Source organism: Actinomycetota bacterium (assembly GCA_040905475.1).
Taxonomy (GTDB): domain Bacteria; phylum Actinomycetota; class AC-67; order AC-67; family AC-67; genus DATFGK01.
In genome coordinates this window covers 1-9,621 of sequence record JBBDRM010000029.1, presented here as the reverse complement: position 1 = coordinate 9,621, position 9,621 = coordinate 1, and the positions used below count along the sequence as shown (strand labels likewise).

Below are 9,621 nucleotides of genomic sequence, written 5' to 3'. Positions count from 1 at the left end.
CGTGCAGGGAGGCTCTCCCTATGTAAACAACCTCGGTGGGAACTACACCTAGCGGCTAGCCGCGCTGACGACGGCAGCGGCACGCCCGTTGCCCGTCAGCCACACGTTCACCGTCGCGAGCCAGAGCTCGGGGGACTCGAGCTGCGGGATATGTCCAATGTCGTCGAGCACTTGCAACGTCCAGTCCGGGCGCATCTGGGCGATCGCCCGCGCTGCGGCGACCGGCACGAGGCGATCCTTTTCGCCGTGCACCAGCAGGGTCGGGCACGAGATCGCGTGGAGCATCGCGAGAAAGCGTTCGCGGCGGGCAAGGCGGCGGAGCAAGCTCCGCGCGGCCGTGAGGAAAGACTTGTGCGCCCAGGAGAAGGTCTGGCGCTCGGTCGCGAGGGCCACGTGCGCGTCGATCACCGCAGGGTCGATGCGCGAGGGATCGACGCAACACGTGCGCATCGTCTCGCGGACGAGCCTCTCGGGGCCGAGCATCTTCGCGCGCTGCCGGATGAACTGCTCGCCCACGCCGGGAACGAGGTAGGCGGCGAAGACCGCCGCGATCAGCGGGTCGGGCGCCACCGACCTGGCCCGCGGAAGCGCCGGATCGACGAGGAGCAGACCGGCCGCCGTCTCCGGCTCCGCCGACGCTTGCATCGCACTGATCGCTCCGCCCATCGAGTTCCCGACCAGGATCGCGGGAGCCGCGTTGGTCGCGTGGATGAATCGGTTGAGCAGGCGTCGGTTCGCACCGAGCGTTGCGCGTCTTCCGGCCGGCGGGGTCCGGCCGAACCCGGCGAGATCGATCGCGAGAACGCGTCCTTGCTCTGCGAGACCGGGCGCCACCGACAACCAGTTCACATGCGAGCCGCCGAGGCCGTGAACCAAGACGAAGGTGGGCCCTTCGGAGGGGCCGGGCCACTCCGCGTAGTGAACGGGGCCGTCGAGCTCGACGGTGCGGGATTCCACAGGGGGCAAGACTACCGGAGCGGCGACCGGCGGGCGGGGACGCCCAGCATCCAGTCGCGCACCCGCGCGCGAGCTATCCAGAAAAGCGCGGCCGTAGCGAAGAACAGCAGCGACGCCGACGCGATCGCCCAGTCGGGGAGCGCACTGTGGGTCGCCGGAGCGTCGGCCTGACGACCGCCCGCCGTCCCGAACGTCCGCGTGAACGAGGAGGACGGGGACGCCGGGGGGCCGGCCGTGGGGACGTCGGGCAGGATCTCGGGGACTGATCCGGGGTTGATCGCGCCGACGGCCGGCGGGACGAGCTTCGTGCCGGCGACGGCACGGGTGAACTTCGCGCCCGACGCCACCGCGGACATCGGGTTCGCGATCAGGAGCTCGACGTTGCGGTCCTGGGAGGGTCCGGCGACGAGCGAGTTATCCCGGCCGCGTGCGTCCGCGTCGGCCGCGTGTCCGGCCTGCGGATCGTTGTAGCCGACCTCACGAGCCACCGCCGCCAGGTACTCCTCGTTGATCTTGGGAGTGCCCGGCTGCAGGGCACTCTCGTCGGTCGGGTCGTTCGCCCACGGCAGGCACGTCGCCGAATCCGTCGCGTCACCGCGGCAGGCCTGGGGCGGCGCCGTCGCGTCGAAGATCACGCCGAATACCGAGAGCGTCCCGTCCTTGTTGTCGACGATCTCGAGCGTGCGGCTCTGGCTCGGCCAGTCCGCGTGCGAGGAGCTGTTGACCTCCCAGTAGCCCGTCCCGGGCTGGCCGCCGGCAGCCGCGCGACCGGGCCTCGCCCACACCCGGTTCTCATGCGTGTGTCCGGCCGCGTGCAGCACCACGTTGGGGAAGCGGAGCATGAGCTCCGACATCTCGGCACCGAGGGCGCGCCCGTCGTCGTCGACCCGCTCGAGCGTCGGGAAGTCCGTGGTCTTGAGGTTGATCGGGAAGGTCTCGTCCATCGAGTCCTTGGTGTGATGCGAGAAGACGACGATCAGGGAGTTATCCGCCGAGTGGTTCGTCGCGAGCCCGCCGGCCGCGTCGTAGTAGCGTGAGGAGTGGGCGACCAGCTCGCGCTCGAGCCACGCCAGCTGCTGCGCGTCGAGGTTGCCGCCCTCGAAACCTTCGTCGGGGTTCGTGTCGAGCACGATGTAACGGATGCCCGCCGAGTCGTACGAGTAGCAGAGCCGCGCGAGCGGCGTGCCCGCGGCGTCGGTGCAGCGCGGGTCGAGGAAGCCGTGGCCCGCGGGCAGCCCCGTCGAGCCGCGCGCTTCGGGGTCGAGCGACTTGGCCTGCGCGGGAGGAAGATGCTCGGCGGCCCACTGGTTCCGCGTCAGCGTCGCGCGCAGCCCGTCCGCCGTCACGAGGCCGGTCGTCGCCGGACGCGCGAGCACCTTCATCCAGAACGCGGGATCTGTCGCCTTGGCGGGGTCGGCGCAGAGCTCCTGGATGTAGTCGGGGCCGATGGTGCGGATGTACAGCGGTCCCTGCGCGAACGTGTGGGCGAACTCCCACCAGCCGGGGAGGTTCGGCAACGTGCCTTGGACCTTCGCGTCGTGGTTGCCGAGCACCGAGTACCAGGGCACGGGCTCACCGTTCGCGCGGCGGAGCCCCGGCGCGAAGAACGGATCGTTCGCGAGCTCGAGGATGCTCCGGCCGCCGGCCGGACTGGGCCACGGGTCGCCACCCTGCGGACCCTCGTACCGGTTGTGGTTCCCCGAGTCGGGATCGAGAAGCTTCCCGCCGTCGAGAAGGTCGATGAACCAACGCGTCTCGTTCCGTTGGGTGTTGTCGGCGGCGTCGCCGAGCTGGATCCCGAAGTCGAACGGGCGTCCGGTCACCGGGCCGGCGGCGATCGCGTTCGCGGCGCGGATGTTGGAGTTGATCAGGTGGGGGACCATCGCCTCTTGCGGGCGGAAAGCCGAGATGAACGGGTGCGATCCGCACAGGTCGATCCAGGGGCCGCGCAGCGGGGATTCCTCGTCGGCGAGTTGGAAGTCGGCGAACCCCACGAACGACGCGAGCGCCTTGCGCCGGGTCTCGCGTCCGGCGTGCGCCTTCGCGAGGTCCTCGCGCACCAGGATCGTCTCGCCGGCCGCGTATTCGAAGCGCCCATCACCGTTGAGGTCGAGGATCGTGCGCTCGAGCGTCGTGCCCGACGGGTCCACCTGCGCGCCGGAGCCGAGGGTGGCCAGGGCGGCCACGGCCGCGGCCAAGGCTGCGAGGAGCCCGAATCGCCGGCGGAGCCGTCCCGTGGTCGTCATGTTGTGCTAACGAAGGATTTGCCCTGGGAGGTCTGGGTTCCTGCAGCATAGAACCCGCCTAAGTCACCCAGCAGTGCCCCCAACTCGTGCGGAATCGGGCGAAGCGCTCGATGCTGTGGCCGGATCCAGCGGCCGGGCCACCGGACCCCGCTCTTGAGCGACCCGCGCCGCGAGGGCGGTCACCTGCGATGCCATGGCCGGGCCGAGCCTCAGGCGGCGCCCGACGAGCCCCGGAGCCTCCGACGTGAGCCCCGCGTTCTGATCGGCCAGCGAGAGGCGCGTGCGACGCTCCAACACGTCCGAAAGCGAGGTTGCCATCTCGCGATCCACCGCCCACACGGCTTCGGCGGCCAGCCAAGGCAAGCCCGGCACCAGCGGAGCGGCGAGGGCCGAGTCCGACGCCGCAAGCTCGAGGACCGCGGGCGCCCGATCTCCGAACGTCTCGACGAGGTGCCGCGCCGAGGCTTCGGAGATACCGGCCCCCGCCGCTCCGGCGATCGTCTCTGCCAACAGACCCCCGAGCGGTCGCGTGAGCCCGATCGTCAGGCGCTTCGTGCACGACCGCGTCCGCACACCGAGCCGCGAGCACACGAGATCGACCGTGTCGGCAGCCATGCGACGGTACGTCGTCAGCTTCCCCCCGGTGATCGTCACGAGCCCGGCGGGCGACGCCGACAGATGCTGGGTCCGCGACAGGTCCGCCGTTCGCGCCTCGGGTCCACCGGCGCCGGCCAGCAGCGGCCGCAGGCCCGCCCACGCCGACACGACGTCGGACGGCTTCACGTCGACGCCCAGCGACCAGTTGACGGCCGACAGCGTGTAGCGAACGTCGTCGTCGTCGACGGAAGGAGCGTCGAGCGGGCCGTCGTACGTGGTGTCGGTCGTCCCGAGCACGACGGTGTCTCCCCACCCCGGTATCGCGAACAACGAGCGCCGGTCACGCGCGACCGACGGGATGACCACGGCGCTTCGCACCGGCACCGCGGAAGCGGGAACGACCAGATGGATCCCCTTGGCCGGACGGATCGGTGGTGCGGCCGATCGCGCCTCGAGCCGTCCCACCTCGTCCGCCCAGACACCGGCGGCATTCACGATGCAGCGCGCGCGGACCGTGACCTCTGTGCCGGTCATCTCGTCGGAGACGAACGCGGCGGCGATCGTCCCGCCGGGGGTGTCGAAGCCGTGTACCCGCGCGTGGTTCACGACCACCGCGCCGAACCCGTGGGCGGTGCGCAGCACCTCGAAGACGAGACGCGCGTCGTCGGTGGTCGCGTCCCAGTACGTCCACGCTCCGACGACGCGCTTGGGGTCGAGTGAGGGAGTGAGACGCTCGATGTCGGCGTCGTTCGCCCGGCGATGGCGGCCGAAACCTTTCCTTCCCGCGACGATGTCGTACATCGTCAGTCCGATCGTGGCGAAACGTGTCTGGATCCCCTTCTTGTACGCAGGGAACAGGAAGCGCTGGGGTCGCACCAGCTGCGGTGCGAGGCGCCGCAGCAGGTCGCGCTCGCGGCTCGCTTCCCAGGTGAGCCGGAAGTCGTACTGCGCCAGATAACGCAGCCCGCCGTGCACCATCTTGGAGGAGCGGCTCGAGGTCCCGGAAGCGAAATCGTCCCGTTCCACCAGCGCGACGGAGAGGCCCCGGCCGGCCGCATCCAGGGCCACACCGGCCCCGGTTATCCCCCCGCCGACGACGCAGACATCGAAAGCCTCACGCTCGAGGCGCTGGAGGTTTTCTGCGCGGGTGTCGGGCCCGATCTCCGGCACGGCGCCTATCATAGATGTCGCCGATGACCTCGCCCTCCTCCAAACGTCTGACGCGCGCCCGCGCCGAGATGGAGCGAGCGGGGATCGACGCGCTGATCGTGGGGCCGTCGGCCGATCTGCGTTACCTGACCGGCTACGATGCTCCGCTCCTCGAGCGACTGACCATGCTGGTCCTTCCCTTGGCCGGTGAGCCGGCGCTCGTCGTACCGGAGCTGGAGCGGCCGCGGGCGGAAGACTCGGGCGCCGGAGACGTCGTACAGATCGTGGCGTGGAACGAGACCGACGACCCGTACGCGCACGTTCGCGCCGCGGTCGGCGACGAGCACGGAGCCCTCGCGGTGGGGGAGCGCATGTGGGCGACGTTCCTGCTCGCCCTGCAGGACGTCTACCCCGCCGCCGCCTTCTCCCGTGCGTCCAAGATCCTGAACGCGCTGCGGGTCCGTAAGGACGCTACCGAGCTGGATGCGCTCCGGAGCGCCGCGGCTGCGGCGGACGGCGTCGCGACCGGGCTGGCGGGGGAGCGGGTGTCGGGCCGCACCGAGCGCGAGGTTGCTCGCTGGATCTCGGATGCGCTCATCACCCGCGGTTGCGAGCAGGTCGGCTTCGCGATCGTCGCTTCCGGTCCGAACTCCGCTTCGCCACACCACGAGCCCGGCGACCGCGTGATCGAGCGGGGCGACGCGCTCGTGTGCGACTTCGGCGGCACGATCGACGGCTACTCGTCCGACATCACGCGAACGTTCTGTGTCGGCGAGCCGCCCGACGGTTTCACCGACGCCTACACCGCCCTGGCGAAGGCGCAGGACGCCGCGGTGGGCGCCGTCGCGCCGGGCGTACCGGCCGAGGACGTCGACGCGGCTGCTCGGACGGTGATCGACTCGGCCGGCTACGGCGACGCGTTCATCCACCGCACCGGCCACGGCATCGGTCTCGAGGTCCACGAGGAGCCGTACATCGTCGCCGGCAACGCCGAGCCGCTCGCCACGGGGATGACGTTCAGCGTCGAGCCGGGCATCTATCTACGCGGCCGGTTCGGGATGCGCCTGGAGGACATCGTCGCCGTCACCGACGACGGCGTCGAGCGATTGAACGCCGCGCCGCGTAACCCGGTGGTGCTGACGTGAAGACGCTCGCTTCGGGCTGGTGCCCGAGGCACGACCGCGTGTTCGAAAGAGCGACCAACTGCCCGGAGTGCGGCACCGCCCTCGTTCCCTTGGCTTCGGCGAAGATGATCATCCCGCGCGACGCCCCGCTCGTCCTCGACGAGCCGGGCCAACCCGAACCGGAGCCGTCGACGAACCCATGGATCTTCCGAGCCTTCATCGCCATGGCAATGGTAGGCGCGTTCGCTCTGGGCTTGGTGTTCCCGCGAAACGAGTCGCCGCCCGTTGCACAGGACTCGCCGGGTTCTTCTCGCGAGCTCGTCGCGGTCCAGCCGCAAGCGGATGCTACGGGGGCACAGATCCGGCTCGAGCGGATGACGCAATCCGGGGATCGGATCACCGCGTCGTTTCGAACCTTGACCGGCTTCAGCGTTCCACGGCTGATCGAAGGAGCAGCCGTCGAGGTCACCGTCGCGGCGTCCGGGGGAGGGGGGAGGTCCTTCGGTGTTTCCGACGTCGATCTCGTGGTCGACGCGAACGGCTTCACACTGGCCGGTCGGCTGGACCAGCCGGGACGGGTGATCGAGCTGCGGATCAGCTCCATCCAGGTCTTGGCGGAACGATCCCCAGAGTGGTCTGCGAACGTGTCGTCGGTTTGGCCGGTGTCCTCCGGCAACGAGCCGCGGGTTCTTCGCATGAAGCAGCCCTCACTCGCGGTCGCCGGCGGATCGGTACGGCTCACCGCTCTCATCGCCTGGAGCGACCGGCTGGAGGCGGTGTTCGAGCTCAAGGGACTCGGCGGCGAAGCCGGAAACCGGGCGGAGATCGCGGGGTTCGAGCTCCTCACGACCTCGCCCGGGGCGGCGACGGGCACGAACGTGCATGGAAGGTCGATCTCGGCGAGTGACACCGAGCAGATCTCGGCGGGACAGATCATCGCTCGGTTCGAATCCGTCCCCGCCGACGCCGGGCGCATGGTCATCCGCGCGACCCGGGTCGTCGACTTCATCGCGGGGCCGTGGACCTGGCGGGTCGAATGATCACGGAGACTGGTCGATGACCGGTTGGTGCCCGGTCCACGATCGAACCTACGAAGCCGAGGATGGGCTCTGTCCTCGCTGCGGAACCGCGCTCGTCACCGACGACGTCCCGTCCGACGACGCGACGGTGATCGTCCGAACGAACGAGCCCGATACCCAGATCGGCCCGACGCCGGAACGGTCGCCGTCGCGTCGGCCGAGCAGGTCGGTGATCGGTATCGCGGCCGCGGTCGTCGTCGCCTTCGTCGCCGGTCTCGCGTTCCCCGACGCGGATACGGCCGGCGATCGAACCATCTCGTCTCCGCGTGACGCCGCGGTGGATCTTAACGTCGGCGTGACGCGGAACAGCGCGAGCCTTTCCCTCCGCCTCGAGAGCTTCACCCAGCGAGGGCAGAACGTGGTCGCCCGGATCAGCGTTGGTTCCGCGGACGGCGCAGACTTGGGAAAGCTCCACAGCGCCTCGGTTTGGTTCATCCTCGCGGGGGGAGGGGAGATCTCCGACGAGGTTGCGGTGCGCCCGACGATCACCGGATTCATCATCGAGGGCAGGCTCCTTCCCACCGCGACTACGCCCGTTATCGGAGTGCGGATCGACTCGCTTGGCTTCGGGTACGCCGCGGGCGACGACATCCCGATCGACCTGTCGAGCGCGTGGCCGGCGACGCCCGCGACCCAGCCCCGATCCGACAAGGCGACGGGAAAGCTCGAGCTCGACGGCCTCGGGTTCGAACTCCGCGGGATCGTCGGGTGGGTCGATCACTTCGACGTGGGCCTGGCGATCACCGGGGCGCGGCCCGGCTGGGAGTACGGCACCCGGTACGAGCTCGTGTCCGATGCCATCTATGAGGGCTTTGCGCAGGGAACCCCTGGATCCGCGATCGTGCGGTTCGATTCGCTTCCCTCCGGCAATCGCCGCTGGAGCTTCCGCGTGTCACTCAAGGCCGCTTCGGCCGTCGGGCCGTGGGAATGGTCGTTCGTCTGACCCGGTGAGTGTTTCTTTCCATGGGTGGGGACGCGGTGTTAGATTCCGAGTAGTTACCGACGGGTAACCCGCGCCGAGGAGGCGGACGACGATGGCCGACGCTAGCGAAGTCACTCGTGCTCACGACGACGCCTGGAACACCAAGGACGTCGAAGGACGGAAGGCGTGTTCGGCCCCGGACATGGAGCTCGAGATGCCGGGCGGGATGCAGCTCAAGGGCGTCGATCAGGTTCGGCAGGTCGAAGGAGTTTTCTGGGAGGCGCTTCCGGATTCCCAGATCAAGCAGACGAAGGAGTTCGTCGCGGGAGACACTGTGATCGTCGAAGGATTCCTGACCGGCACACACACGGGCGTGTTCCGCACGCCACAAGGCGAGATCCCTGCGAGCGGCAATCCGGTGAGCCTTCGCTACGCCTCCGTGAAGCGCGTCGCCGGCGGCAAGATCATCTCCGAACATCTCTACTTCGACCAGATGGAGTTCATGACGCAGATCGGTGCTCTTCCTCCGATGGGTTCTGCGTGAGGCGCGCCTCCTATCGACTGGAGACCGATCATGGGTGAGCCGCAAGGCCTGAAGTGGACCCGCGAAGAGGTCCAGCACGTCATCGAGTCCACCCCGTCGAACTTTCGATACGACGGTTCATAGAGGACGCGGATGAACCTTTCGGGAATCGACGAGGCGATCGAACGAAGTCACCGGGCCTGTGCGGCGTTCGTGAATGGCGATCCGGAGCCCCTCAAGAAGGCCTATTCGCACCGAGACGACGTCACCGTGGCGAATCCTTTCGGCCCTCCGGCACACGGATGGAAGCAGGTTGAGGAAACCATCGAGCGGGCGGCGGCCAACTGGCATGGAGGCACTCCCGAGGGCTTCGATCTCGTGACGAGGTATGAGAGCGCGGAACTTGCGTTCACCGTCGAGATCGAGCGTTACAGAGCGAAGGTCGGCGATCGGACCGAGCTCGCCCCAGTTGCCCTCCGGGTCACGCAGGTGTATCGGCCGGAGGATGGAATCTGGAAGATCATGCACCGTCATGCTGATCACATAACCACCGCCCGAACGGCGGAGTCTGTGGTCTCGAAGTAGCGAGGAGGTTCGCCGTGGCGGCAGAGAATGGCTGGTCCCTGACACCCGACGATGTCCGGGACATCACGGAGTCCATCCCGTCGAACTTCCCGACCGTCTATTGCTGGGACTACGAGGTCAACCGCAAGGACCTTCGTGCCCTCTACGAGCGCGCCAAGGTCGAGCAGTGGAACGCGCAGACCCATCCCGACTGGTCGATCAAGGTCGAGGTCACGCCCGACAAGTTCCCAGACGAACGCATCCCTTTCTTCGGCACCGAGTACTGGGACCGGATGACCGAGAAGGAGAAGCAGGAGTTCCGGGTCGGCGTGACCGCGTGGTCGCTCTCGCAGTTCATGCACGGGGAGCAAGGCGCGCTCCTCGCAACCGCGAAAATCGTGAAGAGCGTCCCGTCGATCGACGCGAAGTTCTACGCGGCGACGCAGGTGATGGACGAGGC

The 9,621-nt window shown here is 68.7% G+C and carries 9 protein-coding genes; 6 read left to right on the top strand and 3 right to left on the bottom strand.

Translation table 11 applies throughout. The features are described 5' to 3' along the window. Positions 1-48: 48 nt before the first annotated feature. The 3 genes from WEB06_02915 to WEB06_02905 all read right to left on the bottom strand — a co-directional run bounded on the left by WEB06_02915 (position 49) and on the right by WEB06_02905 (position 4,970). Positions 49-957, bottom strand: coding sequence for an alpha/beta hydrolase (locus tag WEB06_02915; protein MEX2554565.1), 909 nt, complete (start codon positions 955-957; stop codon positions 49-51). An 11-nt stretch (positions 958-968) separates the two neighbouring features. Beyond that, positions 969-3,203, bottom strand: a complete 2,235-nt coding sequence (locus WEB06_02910) for a hypothetical protein (protein MEX2554564.1) — start codon at positions 3,201-3,203, stop codon at positions 969-971. A 63-nt stretch (positions 3,204-3,266) separates the two neighbouring features. Beyond that, complete coding sequence (locus tag WEB06_02905) at positions 3,267-4,970, bottom strand: glycerol-3-phosphate dehydrogenase/oxidase (GenBank protein MEX2554563.1); 1,704 nt, start codon at positions 4,968-4,970, stop codon at positions 3,267-3,269. A gap of 23 nt (positions 4,971-4,993) precedes the next feature. Here WEB06_02905 and WEB06_02900 point away from each other — a divergent pair, with 23 nt between their 5' ends. The 6 genes from WEB06_02900 to WEB06_02875 all read left to right on the top strand — a co-directional run. Beyond that, positions 4,994-6,094: a Xaa-Pro peptidase family protein gene (locus tag WEB06_02900; protein MEX2554562.1), complete on the top strand. Its 1,101-nt coding sequence runs from the start codon at positions 4,994-4,996 to the stop codon at positions 6,092-6,094. Beyond that, complete coding sequence (locus WEB06_02895) at positions 6,091-7,113, top strand: hypothetical protein (protein ID MEX2554561.1); 1,023 nt, start codon at positions 6,091-6,093, stop codon at positions 7,111-7,113. Before WEB06_02900 ends, WEB06_02895 begins: the two co-directional genes overlap by 4 nt. Positions 7,114-7,129: 16 nt before the next feature. Then, on the top strand, positions 7,130-8,095 hold the full coding sequence (locus WEB06_02890) for a hypothetical protein (GenBank protein MEX2554560.1): 966 nt from the start codon (positions 7,130-7,132) through the stop codon (positions 8,093-8,095). Positions 8,096-8,186: 91 nt separating this feature from the next. Next, positions 8,187-8,618, top strand: coding sequence for an ester cyclase (locus WEB06_02885; protein ID MEX2554559.1), 432 nt, complete (start codon positions 8,187-8,189; stop codon positions 8,616-8,618). A gap of 132 nt (positions 8,619-8,750) precedes the next feature. Next, complete coding sequence (locus WEB06_02880; GenBank protein MEX2554558.1) at positions 8,751-9,182, top strand: nuclear transport factor 2 family protein; 432 nt, start codon at positions 8,751-8,753, stop codon at positions 9,180-9,182. Between the two features lie 14 nt (positions 9,183-9,196). Next, positions 9,197-9,621 (top strand): aminobenzoate oxygenase (locus WEB06_02875; GenBank protein ID MEX2554557.1); only part of this gene is annotated, 425 nt, incomplete at its 3' end.

Bases quoted from the DNA above. Each gene is read 5' to 3' on its own strand.
- WEB06_02910 (MEX2554564.1), bottom strand. From the start codon at position 3,203: ATGACGACCACGGGACGGCTCCGCCGGCGATTCGGGCTCCTCGCAGCC.
- WEB06_02900 (MEX2554562.1), top strand. From the start codon at position 4,994: ATGACCTCGCCCTCCTCCAAACGTCTGACGCGCGCCCGCGCCGAGATG.
- WEB06_02890 (MEX2554560.1), top strand. From the start codon at position 7,130: ATGACCGGTTGGTGCCCGGTCCACGATCGAACCTACGAAGCCGAGGAT.
- WEB06_02885 (MEX2554559.1), top strand. From the start codon at position 8,187: ATGGCCGACGCTAGCGAAGTCACTCGTGCTCACGACGACGCCTGGAAC.
- WEB06_02880 (MEX2554558.1), top strand. From the start codon at position 8,751: ATGAACCTTTCGGGAATCGACGAGGCGATCGAACGAAGTCACCGGGCC.